Below are 15,033 nucleotides of genomic sequence, written 5' to 3'. Positions count from 1 at the left end.
GGCGGCCCCCGCAGACGCCGGGCGGTCGCCAGGCGCTTAGCGATGGGCTGACAGAATGCGCTCAATTAAGCCTTTATAGCGTGCGATATCGCTGCTGCGGTTAATTCCGAGCTTAAACAACGCGGATGCGCGCTGGCTGTAGAGGGTTTTTACACTGACGCCTAATTCATTCGCCCAGTACGCGAGGTCATTGCCGTCGAGCGTGATGTGTAGCGCCCTGACCTCTTTTGGCGTCAGGCTGTTGAGCCTTGAAAATAACGCGGCCTCACGGCTCTTAGAGACAGGTGCTGCCTGCTGGCCGTCGGCATTGTCGTGCTGCAGCAGCCCTGCAAGGCATTTTGCGATATCGCGAACAGGCTGGTTTTTATTCACCATCATGCACCCCGGCGCCCGGCTTGCATAGCAGAGCAGCTGCGGCGCGGCCCTGCTGTACAGAAACAGCACGGAGGTGTGATGGATCCGCCACGCTTCACGATGCAGCAACAGCACATCGACGAACCCTTCATCGATAAGCTGGCGATAGTTATGCAGATTTATCACCAGCAACGCTATCTCTTCAGACGCCCCGCGGCGCCAGAGGAGAAAGTCGGCAAAGCACTGAAACAGCAGCGTCGTGCACGGGCAGGAGGCTGACGCCGTTAAGACTTCCAGCGCGCGGCGGCTAAAGTTGCACTCATCAATCACAACGCAGAGTTTCTGACTGCTCGTCACATATAAATCCATTATGCATACCTCCCGCGTTACGGTCAGGATGTTACATTTCGGACAATATCGAAACGGAAAGGACGTTTTCATTGAGCCGGGCCGCCGAATCAGCCGCCCGGACAAAAGTAACGAGGCTATTGATAGAAATCAGAATGAATGTTTAATACCCAACATTCCCTGCGTATCGCTATAGCCCTTACCGCCAATCTGCTGCGCCACGTTTAACCAGAACGTCGTCTGATTGGTCATTTTGCCTTCAACACCCGCCTTCAGTTCACCGATATTTCGGGTTCCGGCAACCTGAGAGTTAACGCCATCCATGTTGACCCCGTAGGCGCTGGTGTTGTAAATCCAGTTGGCTTCGACAAAAGGTTCGAATACGCGCTGCGTATTTTCATCCAGCTTGCTGCGTCCCTTGATAAAGGCTCTCACCCCTAAGCGGGTTTGCAGGTTGTTGTCGCCGGTGCTTTCAACCACCGTGCCGTTCTGCTCGGTATGGCGGCTGGCCGTTACGCCCATCCAGGTTAACTGCGCCTGCGGCTGGATAAAGACCTCATTGGTCATGCCGTTCAACGTCTGGTACTCCCCGGTCTTATGGGTGTAACCGGTCTCAACCGATGCGGTGAAGCCATCCGATTTGTAGTTTTCCGTTGGCAAGCCTTCGCCGGTGACGCTGTTGTTAAACCAGTTGTACAGCGCCCAGCTGTCCACATAGAGGCCCTGCTTTAGCGCGTCGTTGGCGTACCATGTGCCGTACACCCCGGCGCTATAGCCGCTCAGCGTCCCTTTTGAATTGTACCCGGAGACGTTAGAGATGCTATTGCTGTGCTGGTTGGCATAGCCGCCCATCACACCGAACAGGTAGCGATCCTGACCGTCAGAGGACCAGTCGGCAAGGTCGCCGCCGAGCTGCATGACGTAGCGATTCGCCTGGGTTGCTATCTGTCCATTTCCGGAATCCGAACGGTTATGCCCGCCGATGTTGCGCAGCCACAGCGATGTCGCCTTCTCTTTACCGCCGCTGAGGTCGTCAAGGTATTGCGTTTCGCCTAAGCGATCGTGCAGCGTCATGCTAAAAAGCGTATTGGCGGCGCGGATGTTATCGATATACGAACCGGTCTCCGCACGCAGCGCCCTCTGCCCGCCCGTCGCTCCCGGCTGACCCGGGTCGGTTGCTCCGGCGGGGTCTGATTTCCCTGCGGGGGTATTCAGCAGCGACGTCAGGTACCAGGATTGCGCATTGCCGCCATTGCCGCCGCGGGCCAGCCGGTAGTCATAGGCTCCGGCGGCAATTGTGCCTTTCCCCTGGCGATAGCCATCAGAAGACGGCGACAGCGTAAAGGCATCCGCGGCGGTGGTGCTGCCGTTTTGCGCATCCACCAGCAGGATGCCATTTTGGGTTTGCGCCCCGTTGCCGCCTGCATGTTTAATCAGCAGATTGGTGGTGCCTGATGCCTGCGCATTATCAAGAATCACTTTATCCGTCGGTGAATTATCGCCGCCCAGCCAGGTATTGAGGACGATCGTGCCGTTGTTGCCGATATAGGTTTTCCCGACCGTCAGCGTATTTCCCGGCTTGCTGCCCGCCAGATTAATCACTCCGCCGTTGGTCATCCCCCCTGCGAGGGTTAAATTACTGTTTGCCGCGGTATTATTGCCCGCCAGGGTATTGAATGCAGCCACGCGTCCGGTGTTGACGACCATTCCGTTGACCGTACCGGTACCGGACAAGGTGCCGTTTGCAGAAACGGTCACATCACCGGCGCTGGCGCCATTGAGCACCGCGCCTGGATGCGTCGCATCCCCCACAACCACCGTGCCGCCGTCGATGGTTGTCGTGCCGGTGTAGGTATTCACCGTATTAAATACGGTGGTACCGTTCAGGCTGGAAACATTGCCGCTTCCGTTAATTACCGGCGAGAAAATATAATTCCCTGAAGTATCGCTATGATTAAGTATCAGGCTGCTGTTGCTATTGAGTAAGTTCAGCGTCGGGGTGTTAAGAATACCCGCGGCGACAGGAGCGCTCCCCGGTAAGCCGCCAATGACCACCCGCCCGTTGGCGGCATTCACATCAACAGAACGACCTGCCGTCAGCGTACCCTGATTTGAGACAATCAGCGTTCCGTTTCCTGTCCCTGCCGAGCCAATCGATAAGATGCTATTACCGATATCCCACAGCGAGCCGCTACCGTCAATATGCACCGTACCGGTTCCGCCTGCCGGATTTGAACCGCTACCGCCCGCAATACTCCCGCCGCCGCTGGTTACTTTGCCACCGTCAGCAATATTCATCGTGCCGGTACCGTTAGCGCCAACAATAATCCCGTCGGCGACGGTAAACGTTGACCCCGCGCCAGAAACATTAACCGTACCCGTGGCATTGGAATCCAGCCCAATATAGGTAAGAACATTACCGATGGCCGAGCCACCGTTAGTGATATTCAAAACCCCGGTGCCGTTGTTTCCAACGGTAATTCCCGAAGTGCTTGTCGCCGTCGCCAATAGCTGTGAACCGGCGCCGTCAACGGTAACCGTACCGTTACCGCTGCCGTTCTGCCCAATATTCAAAAATACCAGGGCAACCTTACCGCCATTTTTGATTTGCAGGTTGCCGGTTCCGCTTCCCCCCACGGCGGTTGTACCGTTAGTGAGGGAATTATTGGCAGCATCAACGCCGTCATACCACGTACCGCCATCAATAATTACCGTACCGCTGCTGCCGGAATCGTAGCCCAGCACAGAGCCGGAGGTATCCGCCGTATTATCAGTGCCTGAGCTGACGACGGCGCCGCTATTGACGGTCAGCGTGCCAGTACCCGACATCCCTACATAAAGCGCGCCAGGCAGCGTCCAGGGAGAGCTCTGGCTGCCAGGCACCGTTACCGCAGCGCCATTATCGATAATGGTTTCACTGTTATTAATGACCGCAAGCGCAGGCATACTTAGCACCGCAGAGGTTGCTAACACCATGTTTTTGAGCGATATGATTTTCTTTATCTTCATCGCGTCATATCGCCCTGACGAAAAAGATACGTCCTTTTTATTCGACATAATAAAAACCTTTACAAGCTAAAAATACAATACAATCCACTGACTTGATACAAAGTCACCGGTTAATTTACTGGTAGCTAAAAATACCTATTGCAGTTCACTTAATGCAAATTTATAAATACGCAATGCTACGCATCCAGAGATGCAATTTAAAACATCGAGTTATAATGCGCAGGGAGTAGCGCTCCACATATGGTGGAGTAAACCCAAAAGATAAAATCGTTAAGATTAATAGCCTGGCGGCAGTTTTTTCAGATAAACAAGGCGCCCTCTGTTTATTTTAACATACCCACCATCGGACAACTCCTTGAGGATCTTGTTAAGCGAACTGCGCGACACTGCGGCTCGGTTCAAAATAAAATCAAAGATAGAGATCTCATCCAGGCTCTCACGGTGCTGCTCCCATAACATCTCAAGGTAGGTTTTCACAATACCATAACTACTTGTTTTAGAAGCCAGTTCATCCCTGACATAATAAATACTTAGATACCATGTAAGAATCGCTGAGACATCTTTCCAGAGCAGTTTATCTTCGACTAATGCTACAAGGTCAGAGAGTTTCATACATGACAACTCAATGTCAGAGACCGCTTTGATATAGCAGCACTCACAGGCTGAGAATATCGTTGACAAACCTAAAACAGCCGAGTGATTAATGTTGGCAATAATCAGGTTATTATTAATATTACATAACTCAATTTCGCCCGATATCAAATAATAAACCAGAGGGTCATCATTGTTTTTAAAGCTCAGCCGCTGCCTTGCCGAGGCCATTATCTTTACTCTTGCAGAATGGTTTGTTATCTCGTTTCCCAAGTTGACCTGGGCTGTACGAACCCGCTCATCAAGGGAAAACAAATCACTGTACATAACCACCTCTTAGATTCGATTGATTTTTATTTTTTACACCACGCGCACGTTGCAAATTGAAGGAATGGGTACATAATTATAGACGCTATACTCTATACAAAGTGGATATACTGACAAAACGATCTTTTGTGTAAAAATGATCATCGTGACGTTTAATTATGTACAGCATTACGGCTCATTACTGATATGTATTCATTTACTCTCCTTAGCAAACGCTTATATTGCAGGTAGCGCGGGTTATACTGTTATTGCAAAAAAACACGCTTTCACTGCATAAATCGCTAAAAGATGCCTTGTCTAATCCATTCTCACATCAATGGCCCATAGCAAAACAAAATAATCCAGCTCAGGTTTATTATTTTAATAACTTTACATTCATCCTAATGGTCTGATGAGTTAGCAATACCTTTACGGTACCAACAAAGTATTCTCATTATCATTATGTTCTTTCATTCCCTGATACTCTTCCTGCTTTAAAAGGAGTGCCGCGTGATATACATAAGCAGCGCTAACGCATCTGGCGCATTCTCGCATACAATAAATGATGCGTAACAGATGATTTCACCAACCGTTTTGATAGGGCAACTCGTATAATCACCATATCCATGGATATCATATCGAATGCTCTTTCAATATGGTTGAATACTAATATTGTTCCTTTAGGAGGAATCCTGATTCATCAGCACTGAAGCCCACAAAATGTTTAGGAAAACAAAACAATGAGAAGGCATGTCTGAATTTAAACGGGGAAGAATTCTATCGACAACGTGCGAAGATTAATAGTTAAAGAAACTAAAAAAAGCAGAAAAAAGGGTATTTAAAAAATAACGCAGGTGATTATTTTATAAGGTACCGCATATACACCTACAGATGCACTCTTTTTTTGCGATAAAAAATATCCACGCCGGGACGTGGATATTATTGGCAAGCAAAACACTGTCACAGATAATAAAACATGCCACAGCGCCGATAATTCCCCTGCCTACATCACCTCTTCCGTGGCGTGGCGCTTAAGGGCCGCAACCGCTTTCGCTATCTCCGGCGCCAGCCAGCGATCGTCCTCCCAGGTCGGCACCGTTTCCCGCAGCAGCGCCAGCGCCCGACGCGTGCCCGGCGCCAGCGTGTCGATGCGGTGGAACTCCAGCCCCTGCGCGGCAAGCAGATACTCAATCCCGAGGATCTGGTACAGATTGCCGTTCAGCCGGTGCAGCTTGAGCGCTGCGCCGGTGCCGAGGCTTAAGTGATCTTCCTGCAGGGCCGACGTCACAAAGTTATCCAGCACCGCCGGCTGCGCGAGCTGTTTGTTTTCCGCGCACAGCGACGCCGCGACGTACTGGGCAATCATCATTCCGGAATTCACCCCCGGACGGGTCACCAGGAAGGCGGGCAGCCCGCTGACCAGCGGGTTAACCAGCCGGTCGAGCCGCCGTTCGGCAATCGCCCCCAGCTCCGCCATGGCGATAGCGAGGATATCGCAGGCCATCGCCACCGATTCGCCATGAGGATGCGCCTGCGACACTACCCGCCAGTTGTCCAGCGTGCCGATAATCAGCGGGTTGTCAGTACAGGCATTCAGTTCGGTGTCGACCTGCCGCTGCGCATGAGCAAACTGATCGCGACAGGCGCCGTGCACCTGCGGCATGGAGCGCAGGCTGAGCGCGTCCTGGGTACGAACGCCCTGGCTTTCTGCCAGCAGCTGGCTGTCCGCCAGCAGCTGTCGCAGGCGATGGCCGCTGTGCTGCAGCCCGGGGCTGGCTTTTAACGCCAGGATCTCTTCATCAAACGCGGCGGTCTGTCCGCGCAGCGCTTCAAAGCTCATCGCGCCAGTCACATCCGCCCAGTCCAGCAGCTTTGCGGCATCGTCCAGCGCCAGGCAGGCCAGCCCGGTCATACAGGGAGTGCCGTTGACCAGGCTAAGCCCCTCTTTAGCGCCGGGCGTAATTGGCGCCAGCCCGGCCTCTTCCAGCGCCTGGGCGGCAGGCAGCACCCGGCCCTGCCAGCTCACCTCGCCAACCCCCATCAGCGCCAGACCGATATGCGCCATATGGGTCAGATAGCCGACGGACCCCTGCGACGGCACCTGCGGGGTGATACGCAGATTGAGAAAGGCCAACAGTTGTTCCACGATGGCGCACGAGATCCCGGATTTGCCGTGGCTGTAGTTCGCCACCGCCGCACAGATAATCGCCCGGGTTTGCGCCTCATCAAGCAGCGGCCCTACGCCGCAGGCATGGCTTAACAGCGTATTGCGCGACAGTTGGCTGAGCTGCTCTTGCGCAAGCGTGATGTTACACAGGGCGCCAAGCCCGGTGTTGATGCCGTAGGCCACCTGTCCGGCATCGATAATGTGCTGGACGATTGCCCGGCCCTGCGAAATGCGCTGCCAGGCGTTCTCGCTTAAGGTCAGCGGCGCGTTGCCTCTCGCCACCTGTGCGACCTCCTGCCAGCGTAACGGGGCGTCGCCCCACTGCACGCCGCCGCTCATACGGACTGCCCCGGCTGATGGTGGCTGGAGATAAACTGTTTGAAACGCGCTGAGCCCTGGGCGCCGAAAAGGTCGTCCGGCGCGCCTTCACAATCGATATTCCCCTGATGCATAAACACCACGCGGTTGGAAACATGGCGGGCAAAACCGAGCTCGTGGGTGACGACCAGCATCGTGCGTCCCTCTTCCGCCAGGCTGCGCATTACCTTAAGCACCTCGCCCACCAGTTCCGGATCCAGCGCCGAGGTCGGCTCATCAAACAGCATCACTTCCGGATCCATCGCCAGCGCGCGGGCGATGGCCACCCGCTGCTGCTGGCCGCCCGACAGCTGGGCCGGATAAAAATCTTTGCGGTTCAGTAAGCCGACGCGGTCGAGCAGCTTTTCCGCCTGCTCAATGCACTCGCGCTTATTGCGTTTTAGCACGTAATGCGGGCCTTCAATCACGTTTTGCAGCACCGTCATATGCGACCACAGGTTAAAGCTTTGAAACACCATCCCCAGCCGGGAGCGCAGGCGCTCTATTTGTTTCGGATTTGCCGCCAGCTGATGGCCGCGCGCGTGGCGCTTCATCTCTATCGTTTCGCCGCCGACGCTGACCACGCCGGAATCCGGCGTCTCCAGCAGATTAATGCAGCGCAACAGGGTGCTTTTGCCGGAGCCGCTGGCGCCGAGAATAGAAATAACGTCGCCTTTATTCGCCTGAATCGAGATACCTTTCAGCACCTCCAGCGCGCCAAAGGATTTGTGGATCTCGCTGACCGACAGGGTCACAGGGCGTGTGTCGTGCATACTATTCTCCTTTGGTAACAGGCTTGAGTGAAACGTTGCCCGCCGCGTGGCGAATATGCGGCGTCAGCTTACGCTCCAGCAGGGCGTAGAGCTGCACAATGATAAAGTTGAGGAGCAGGTAGATGGCGGCGGCGCAGAGAAACACCTCCATCGTCCGGTAGGTGCGCTGAATAATCTGCTGGGCCACCCCGGTCACATCCCAGACCGTCACCAGGCTTGCCAGCGCGGTGGATTTCACCAGCAGAATGGCCTCGGTGGAATACGCCGGCAGCGCATAGCGCAGCATCACCGGCGCGATAATGCGCCGCAGCAGCAGAAAGCGCGACATCCCGCAGGCCTGGCCGGCCTCTATTTGCCCGGGCGGCACCGCCAGCAGCGCGCCGCGCAGAATCTCCGCGGTATAGGCCGCAGTACACAGCGACAGCGCCAGCACCGCGCAGATAAACGGTTCGCGCAGCAGCGGCCACAGGAAGCTGTGGCGGATAACGCCGAACTGTCCCAGGCCGTAGTAGATAAGAAAAAGCTGGATCAGCAGCGGCGAGCCGCGAAAGACCAGGATGTAGCCTTTTGCAAAGCCGCTCAGCAGCGGCCAGCGGCTCATGCGCATCGCCAGCACGCCGACCGCGAGGATCCCGCCGCACACAAAGGCGCTGATAAACAGCCCGAGCGTTACCGGCAGCGCCGCGCTGAGTTTTAAAAAGGTGTCGCTGAGAAAGGCAACGTCGATCAACATACTTTCTCCTTAGGCCTGCGCCGCGCTGCGGCGCTGCCAGGCGCGGTTCAGCCGGGTTTCGGCCCGAATGAACGCCCGGTTAGACAGCAGCGTGAGGATCAGATAGCAGCTCCCGCCAATGAGATAGAACAGGAAGTATTCACGGGTTGAGCCTGCGGCTATCTGGCTGGCGCGCATCAGCTCCGCAATGCCGGTCACCGAGACCAACGCCGAATCCTTCAGGCTCATCTGCCAGACGTTTGACAGCCCGGGCAGCGCGTAGCGCACGATCTGCGGCAGCATAATGCGGCTGCAGATCCGCCAGCGCGGCATGCCGATAGCCACTGCCGCCTCGACCTCGCCCGAGGCCAGCGCCAGACGCGCCGCCCGGTAGACTTCCCCCTGGTAGGATGCCGAAATCAGGCCTATCGCCAGCGCGCCTATCAAAAACGGCGGCACTTCAATAAAACCGTCGGCGCCGAACAGGTGGCCTATCCACGAGATAAGCCCGGAACCGCCAAAGTAGAACAGGTAAATCACCAGCAGTTCAGGAATGCCGCGAAACACCACCGAATACGCCGCGCCGAACCAGCGCACCGGCGCGTGCGGCGACAGCTTCGCGGCGGCGACTGCGCCGCCGACCACCGCCCCAACCGCCAGGGCCGCCAGCGACAGCAGCAGCGTGGTCAGCGTCGCGCTGAGAATTAAGGTTCCCCAGCCGTTTTCACCAAAGCTCAGCAGGCCCATCATGATTCCCCCTCGTTTACGGCGTTACGTCGCTCTTAAACCATTTTTCGCTCAGCTTTTTCACTGTGCCGTCCGCCAGCGCAGCCTGAATGGCGGCGTCCAGCTTCGCTTTAAGGTCGGTGTCGCTGTGGCGCACGCCCATCGCCTCGCCGTCGCCCCAGATCGGGCCGCTCAGCTGCGGGCCGCTAAAGTTCAGATTGCTGTTTTCCGGGCGCGACAGCGTAGAGTTTGCGAAGGTAATGTCGTCAAAGACGGCATCGATGCGCTCCGCCTGCAGGTCCAGAATGGCGTCGGCGGAGCTGTTGTACTCGCGCACCTCGGCGACATCCTTGAAATACTTATCGATGAACGGGGTATAAACGGTGCCGGACGCGATACCGATGGTTTTACCCTTCAGCGCCGCCTTCAGAGGCGCAATGGCCGCCTGAATCTCTTTTTCGTCATCATGCAGCTTGATGATATGTCCGGCGCCGGTGGCAGGCGGCAGCAGCGTGCCTTTTACGGCGATGAAGGAAGCTGGCGTGGAGGCATAAGGAACCGTAAACGTCACCACCTTCTTCCGATCCGGCGTGATGACGATAGCGTCCATAATGACGTCGTATTTGCCCGCGTTAAGCCCGGCTATCATGCCATCCCAGTTTTGCACTACCAGCTTGCACTCGATAGCCATACGCTGACACAAATTCTCCATCAGCTCGGGCTCAAAGCCGCTCAGTTTGCCCCCCGGCAGCGTCAGGTTCCAGGGCTCATATCCCCCTTCCGTGGCGATGGTTATCGATTTCCATTCTTTTGCGCTGGCGGCGCCGCCGCAAAGTAATAGCCCTGAAAGCAGGGTTGTCAGACAGGCCTGGCGAAATGTAATGCGCTGCTTCATTATGATTCTCCTGATTTCATAAAAGGTAATGACTGCTCGGGATGCCTTCTGCCGGGCGTAAACCACAGATGACAGATCATGTATATACAACCATTGACATTGCCGCACACCCACCGGATGATGGATTTGTGAGCTGCACTGTAAATAATTTGTAATCGAATTGAAAACTATGTGTAGCGATTAATTTACATCTGACGAAAATTTTGCGGGTGGTTATCCATGATTACGTCCTTCACTCTGGCCTCGTTACCCGTTACGCGCTGGCAGAACGGCGCCGGTGAAACGCGGGAAATTGTCCGCGTCGCCGCCGCTGACGCGCCTTTTCTCTGGCGCGCCAGCATCGCCACGCTGCAGGCTGACGGCCCGTTTTCACGCTTTGACGGTGTAGACCGGGTGATTGTTCTGCTGGAAGGCGCCCCGCTGTGGCTGCGGGGCGGAAATATTGAGCATCGACTGGAGCCCGGCGTACCGTGGGCCTTTGCCGGGGAGTGGCCGCTGGCCAGTGAAGGGATTGTCGCTCCGGGGATGGATTTTAACATTATGACGCAGCGCCACCTCGCCAGCGCGCAGGTGGACATTGCCACCACCGCGCAGCGTCCGGAAGCGGAGGGTGTTGCCTGTGTGTTAAAAGGACGCTGGCAGATGGCCGGTGCCGACCATCATGCGGGGGGCGGTATCTGGTGGCAGGAGGAGTCGCCCGGCGACCTCGTGCCGCTCACGGCGGATGCGTCGCTTATCCTGACGACTATCCGCCGCGTCAGCGGCCGCTAGCGGTTATTTCAGCAGCCGTACCTTGACGGTTTTACCTTTGATTTTGCCCTGCTGCAGCTGTTTCCAGGCATGACGGGCAACCGACTGGCGTACGGCAACATACGCATGGATCGGATGGATATCGATTTTACCGATGTCCGCGCCGTCCAGCCCTAGCTCGCCGGTGAGCGCGCCAAGGATATCGCCCGGGCGCATTTTGGCTTTTTTCCCGCCGTCGATGCACAGGGTCGCCATCGCGGCCTCCAGCGGCGCGATGCGCACGCCGTTCGGCAGCGGCTGCCAGTCAAGCTTAACGTTGAGCATCTCTTCCAGCGCGTTGGCGCGCTGGGCCTCTTCCGGGGCGCAAAGGCTTATCGCCAGCCCGCGTTCACCGGCGCGGGCGGTACGGCCGATGCGATGCACGTGAACCTCAGGGTCCCAGGAGAGCTCGTAGTTGATAACCATCTCAAGGGCCTTAATATCCAGGCCGCGGGCCGCAACGTCGGTGGCCACCAGCACCCGGCTGCTGCCGTTGGCGAAACGCACCAGCGTCTGGTCGCGATCGCGCTGTTCCATATCGCCGTGCAGCGCCAGCACGCTCTGGTTGCTGTCGCTTAGCGCATCGCATACTGCCTGACAGTCTTTTTTGGTATTGCAGAACACCACGCAGGAGGCAGGCTGATGCTGGCTCAGCAGCGTCTGCAGCAGGCCGATCTTGCCGCTGCGGGAGACCTCGTAAAAACGCTGCTCCACCGCCGGCAGTTCATCAACGGTATCGATTTCAATGGTCAGCGGATCGCGCTGAATACGGCGGCTGATCGCGGCGATCTCCGCAGGCCAGGTGGCGGAAAACAGCAGCGTCTGACGCTTCTCCGGCGCCCAGGCGATCACCTCGTCAAGCGCGTCGGCAAAGCCCATATCCAGCATCCGGTCCGCCTCATCCAGCACCAGCGTTTGCAGCGCGTCCAGGCTGACGGTCTCTTTTTTCAGGTGATCGAGCAGCCTTCCGGGCGTCGCCACAATGATGTGCGGCGCATGGGTCAGCGAGTCGCGCTGCACGCTGAACGGCAGGCCGCCGCACAGCGTCAGCACTTTAATATTCGGCATAAAGCGGGCCAGCTTGCGCAGCGCGCTCGCCACCTGGTCGGCCAGCTCGCGGGTCGGGCACAGCACCAGCGACTGGGTGATAAACTGGCTGGCATCAATATGCTGCAGCAGGCCAAGACCAAACGCCGCGGTCTTACCGCTGCCGGTTTTGGCCTGCGCGCGGACATCTTTTCCCGCCAGAATGGCCGGCAGCGTCGCCGCCTGAACCGGCGTCATGGTCTGGTAGCCCAGCTCATTAAGGTTGTTGAGTTGTTCTTCAGGGAGGGCGTTAAGTTCAGCAAACGATGTCACAGTGATAGTCTCAGCGGATAAAAAAGGCCGCCCGGGCGTTATTGCCGGGCCGTCGAAGCACAATGATACCATTCAATGCCGGTGGCGCTGCGCGGATTTTTCATCCGCGTGTCATATCGCACTGCTATACCTGCCACCTTTATCCCAATACTGGAACGCATATGTCCGCTTCCCTGCACATCTTTGATTTAGACAATACGCTGATTGACGGCGACAGCAGCACCTGGTGGAGTGAATACCTGGTCCGCGAGGGGCTGGTCGATGATGACCGTTATCTGGCGCGCGAAGCCGCGCTGATGGAGGACTACGCTCACGGCAGCATGGACCTTCACCAGTACGTTGCGCTCACTCTTTCTCCCCTCGCCGCCATGACTATCCCGGAGGTAGACGCCAGGGTAGCCCACTGGGTGGATGACGTTATCCTGCCGCGCGTCTACCCGCAGGCGCGGGAGCTTATCCAGACGCTGAACGCCCAGGGCCAGCCGACGCTGGTGATTTCCGCTTCGGTCAGCCTGCTGGTCAAGCCTATCGCCCGGGCGCTGGGCATCAATGAGGCGATCGGCGTCGAGGTCAGAACGCGCGACAACCGCTACAGCAACTGCATCAGCGGTACGCCAAGCTATCAGCAGGGGAAAATTACCCGGTTTAACGCCTGGCGGGAAACGCAGGCTGCGGCGCCGGAGACGGTGACGTTTTACACCGACTCCATTAACGACCTGCCGCTGTGTCTGCAGGCCGATAAGGTGGTGCTGGTGAACCCCTGCCCGCAGCTGCGCGCGCAGGGGGAGGCGCGCCAGTGGCCAGCGGTGAGCTGGTCGCTGGCGTAAGGGTTAGTCGGCGTTAAACAGGGGCACCGGGGTGCCCTGAATATAGCGCCGACGCAGCCAGGCGGAGAGCGTATCCATCAGCATCACGACCCCCACCAGGATAAGGGTAATGAACATCACCACGTCCCAGTTCCACAGACGCATGTTTTCCGCGTAAATCAGGCCAATCCCCCCGGCGCCGACGAAGCCCAGCACCGCGGCCGAACGGGTGTTCGACTCAATCTGGTAGAGGCTGAGCGCCAGAAACGTCGGGAATGATTGCGTAAAAATGCCAAAGCGGTGTTTTTGCAGACCGTTCGCCCCGACCGCCGTCAGGCCGCGTCCTGGCGAGCGCTCCACGGCCTCATGCCCTTCCGCGTACAGGCGCCCCAGCAGGCCGGTGTCCTGCATAATAATCGCCAGCACCCCCGCCAGCGGTCCGAGCCCGACGGCGCGCACGAAAATCAGCCCCCAGATAGCCATGTCGATACCGCGCAGCAGATCGAACAGCCGGCGGACCAGCATGGCGACAATCCCGCTGACGCGCCCTCGCATGATATTGCGGGCGGCGAAAAACGAGAGGAACAGCGCGATAACCGTCGCGGTGATCGTGCCGGAAAAGACAATCGCCAGGGTGATGGCAATCTGCGTGAAGTAGTAGCGGAACGGCCAGTTAAAGAAATCATGCCAGACGAACATGCGCAGGAAGTAGCGGCCAAGCTGCTGCATCCCCGAGGTCAGCTGCTCGTAGCCAATGCCGAACTGGCTGAAAAACCAGACATAATACAGTGCGACCGCCAGCGCCAGCAGCGCGATGCGGCGCAGGTAGCGCCCCTGCATGCGGAACAGATTCCGGTGCTGCTGGCGGCTTAACGCAACGTCAGGGGCCGATTGCCAGTGTGTCATTTTTCTCCCTCCAGAACCCACTGACGCAGACGCCCGGAGAGCATATCCAGCAGTGAAACCACCATGATGATCAGCAGCAGCGTAATGCTTACCTGATCGTAACGATCGAGCTTAATGTTGGTCATCAGCTCCTGGCCGATACCGCCGGCGCCCACCAGCCCAAGAATTGTCGACGAGCGGAAGTTAATCTCAAAGCGCATAAAGCCGTAGGAGAGAAACACCGGTTTTACCTGCGGCCAGAGCGCGAAACGCATGCGCTGAACCGGCGTCGCGCCGCAGGCGGTCAGGCCGCGCACCGGCTTGTTCTGCGCGCTCTCAATCGCCTCATAGAACAGTTTGGTCAGGCTGCCGACGGTGTGCAGCGCCAGGGCGAGAAAGCCCGGGATCGCGCCAATGCCGAACGCCATTACGAAAATGACCGCCCACGCCAGCTCCGGCATGGTGCGCAAAAAGGCGACCAGCGCCCGTACGCCAAAGCGGACTCCCGCTGGCGCCCAAGCGTTGCGGGCCGCCAGGAAGGCGAGAACCGTCGCCACCGCCACCGCCGCCAGCGTCGCGGCCAGCGCCAGCTGCAGGGTTTCCCAGATAAGCGGCAGCTGAATAGGCAGGCGGTAGCCCCAGTAGGCCAGCGAGCCTTTGGTGTGCGTATCGGCGAACAACACCGGGAAGTGCAGCGTCGGCAGCGTCTCCAGCATGTAATCGAAGAAGTTGGGCAGCGAATGCCAGATGGTGAAGAGATTAAATTCGGCAGCGCTTCCGGCGGCAAAATAGAGCACCAGCAGCAGAGCGGACCAGGTCAGGGTATCGCGCTTCTGGCGATGCTTCACCTGGTGGTAATAACGTTCAAATTCCGTATTCAGCATAGTCACTCGCAGGTCGGTCGCGAACATAATGACCCGACGCCGCGCCGGGCTGACGCCTGGCGCGGTCCTGAG

Annotated in this window: 13 protein-coding genes; 2 read left to right on the top strand and 11 right to left on the bottom strand. The window is 57.3% G+C overall.

What is annotated here, in order from left to right; translation table 11 throughout:
* Positions 1–36: 36 nt before the first annotated feature.
* From ENTCL_RS10085 to ENTCL_RS10050, 8 genes are all read right to left on the bottom strand, one after another.
* The gene (locus ENTCL_RS10085; protein ID WP_157865540.1) at positions 37–711 is read right to left on the bottom strand and encodes a helix-turn-helix transcriptional regulator; all 675 of its coding nucleotides are present in this window, start codon (positions 709–711) and stop codon (positions 37–39) included.
* Positions 712–852: 141 nt separating this feature from the next.
* Positions 853–3,648, bottom strand: a complete 2,796-nt coding sequence (locus ENTCL_RS10080; RefSeq protein WP_238981803.1) for an autotransporter outer membrane beta-barrel domain-containing protein — start codon at positions 3,646–3,648, stop codon at positions 853–855.
* A 339-nt stretch (positions 3,649–3,987) separates the two neighbouring features.
* Positions 3,988–4,629 carry a helix-turn-helix domain-containing protein gene (locus ENTCL_RS10075; RefSeq protein WP_013366014.1) on the bottom strand — a complete coding sequence of 214 codons (642 nt, stop codon included), beginning with the start codon at positions 4,627–4,629 and terminating at the stop codon, positions 3,988–3,990.
* Positions 4,630–5,611: 982 nt separating this feature from the next.
* The gene (locus tag ENTCL_RS10070; RefSeq protein WP_013366013.1) at positions 5,612–7,114 is read right to left on the bottom strand and encodes an HAL/PAL/TAL family ammonia-lyase; all 1,503 of its coding nucleotides are present in this window, start codon (positions 7,112–7,114) and stop codon (positions 5,612–5,614) included.
* Entirely contained in the window at positions 7,111–7,905 is a 795-nt protein-coding gene (locus ENTCL_RS10065) for an ABC transporter ATP-binding protein (protein WP_013366012.1), read from the bottom strand. The genes ENTCL_RS10070 and ENTCL_RS10065 overlap by 4 nt, the downstream gene beginning before the upstream one ends.
* Position 7,906: 1 nt before the next feature.
* Entirely contained in the window at positions 7,907–8,638 is a 732-nt protein-coding gene (locus ENTCL_RS10060; protein ID WP_013366011.1) for an ABC transporter permease, read from the bottom strand.
* Positions 8,639–8,647: 9 nt separating this feature from the next.
* Positions 8,648–9,367 (bottom strand): ABC transporter permease, encoded by a 720-nt coding sequence (locus ENTCL_RS10055; protein ID WP_013366010.1) that lies wholly within the window; start codon positions 9,365–9,367, stop codon positions 8,648–8,650.
* Between the two features lie 13 nt (positions 9,368–9,380).
* Positions 9,381–10,238, bottom strand: a complete 858-nt coding sequence (locus ENTCL_RS10050) for a transporter substrate-binding domain-containing protein (RefSeq protein ID WP_013366009.1) — start codon at positions 10,236–10,238, stop codon at positions 9,381–9,383.
* A gap of 219 nt (positions 10,239–10,457) precedes the next feature.
* Here ENTCL_RS10050 and ENTCL_RS10045 point away from each other — a divergent pair, with 219 nt between their 5' ends.
* Positions 10,458–11,009, top strand: coding sequence for a HutD/Ves family protein (locus ENTCL_RS10045; RefSeq protein ID WP_013366008.1), 552 nt, complete (start codon positions 10,458–10,460; stop codon positions 11,007–11,009).
* 3 nt (positions 11,010–11,012) lie between these two features.
* Here ENTCL_RS10045 and dbpA read toward each other — a convergent pair whose 3' ends face one another.
* Complete coding sequence (gene dbpA / locus ENTCL_RS10040; RefSeq protein ID WP_013366007.1) at positions 11,013–12,386, bottom strand: ATP-dependent RNA helicase DbpA; 1,374 nt, start codon at positions 12,384–12,386, stop codon at positions 11,013–11,015.
* Between the two features lie 161 nt (positions 12,387–12,547).
* Here dbpA and ENTCL_RS10035 point away from each other — a divergent pair, with 161 nt between their 5' ends.
* A complete protein-coding gene (locus tag ENTCL_RS10035; RefSeq protein WP_013366006.1) occupies positions 12,548–13,213 on the top strand; it encodes an HAD family hydrolase in 666 nt (221 codons plus the stop codon).
* 3 nt (positions 13,214–13,216) lie between these two features.
* Here the strand turns inward: ENTCL_RS10035 and phnE (ENTCL_RS10030) are convergent, their stop codons facing one another.
* Together phnE (ENTCL_RS10030) and phnE (ENTCL_RS10025) are read right to left on the bottom strand one after the other, a co-directional pair.
* Positions 13,217–14,098, bottom strand: a complete 882-nt coding sequence (phnE, locus tag ENTCL_RS10030; protein WP_013366005.1) for a phosphonate ABC transporter, permease protein PhnE — start codon at positions 14,096–14,098, stop codon at positions 13,217–13,219.
* Positions 14,095–14,961 (bottom strand): phosphonate ABC transporter, permease protein PhnE, encoded by an 867-nt coding sequence (gene phnE, locus ENTCL_RS10025; protein ID WP_013366004.1) that lies wholly within the window; start codon positions 14,959–14,961, stop codon positions 14,095–14,097. Before phnE (ENTCL_RS10025) ends, phnE (ENTCL_RS10030) begins: the two co-directional genes overlap by 4 nt.
* Positions 14,962–15,033: the final 72 nt, after the last annotated feature.

The organism is [Enterobacter] lignolyticus SCF1 (assembly GCF_000164865.1).
GTDB classification, from domain to species: Bacteria; Pseudomonadota; Gammaproteobacteria; order Enterobacterales; family Enterobacteriaceae; genus Enterobacter_B; species Enterobacter_B lignolyticus.
This window is presented reverse-complemented; position numbering and strand designations above follow the sequence as displayed.

Excerpts from the sequence above, each read along its gene's own strand:
- ENTCL_RS10080 (WP_238981803.1), bottom strand. The coding sequence starts at position 3,648 with ATGCCTGCGCTTGCGGTCATTAATAACAGTGAAACCATTATCGATAAT.
- ENTCL_RS10075 (WP_013366014.1), bottom strand. The coding sequence starts at position 4,629 with ATGTACAGTGATTTGTTTTCCCTTGATGAGCGGGTTCGTACAGCCCAG.
- ENTCL_RS10070 (WP_013366013.1), bottom strand. The coding sequence starts at position 7,114 with ATGAGCGGCGGCGTGCAGTGGGGCGACGCCCCGTTACGCTGGCAGGAG.
- ENTCL_RS10065 (WP_013366012.1), bottom strand. The coding sequence starts at position 7,905 with ATGCACGACACACGCCCTGTGACCCTGTCGGTCAGCGAGATCCACAAA.
- ENTCL_RS10060 (WP_013366011.1), bottom strand. The coding sequence starts at position 8,638 with ATGTTGATCGACGTTGCCTTTCTCAGCGACACCTTTTTAAAACTCAGC.
- ENTCL_RS10055 (WP_013366010.1), bottom strand. The coding sequence starts at position 9,367 with ATGATGGGCCTGCTGAGCTTTGGTGAAAACGGCTGGGGAACCTTAATT.
- ENTCL_RS10050 (WP_013366009.1), bottom strand. The coding sequence starts at position 10,238 with ATGAAGCAGCGCATTACATTTCGCCAGGCCTGTCTGACAACCCTGCTT.
- ENTCL_RS10045 (WP_013366008.1), top strand. The coding sequence starts at position 10,458 with ATGATTACGTCCTTCACTCTGGCCTCGTTACCCGTTACGCGCTGGCAG.
- ENTCL_RS10035 (WP_013366006.1), top strand. The coding sequence starts at position 12,548 with ATGTCCGCTTCCCTGCACATCTTTGATTTAGACAATACGCTGATTGAC.
- phnE (WP_013366005.1), bottom strand. The coding sequence starts at position 14,098 with ATGACACACTGGCAATCGGCCCCTGACGTTGCGTTAAGCCGCCAGCAG.
- phnE (WP_013366004.1), bottom strand. The coding sequence starts at position 14,961 with ATGCTGAATACGGAATTTGAACGTTATTACCACCAGGTGAAGCATCGC.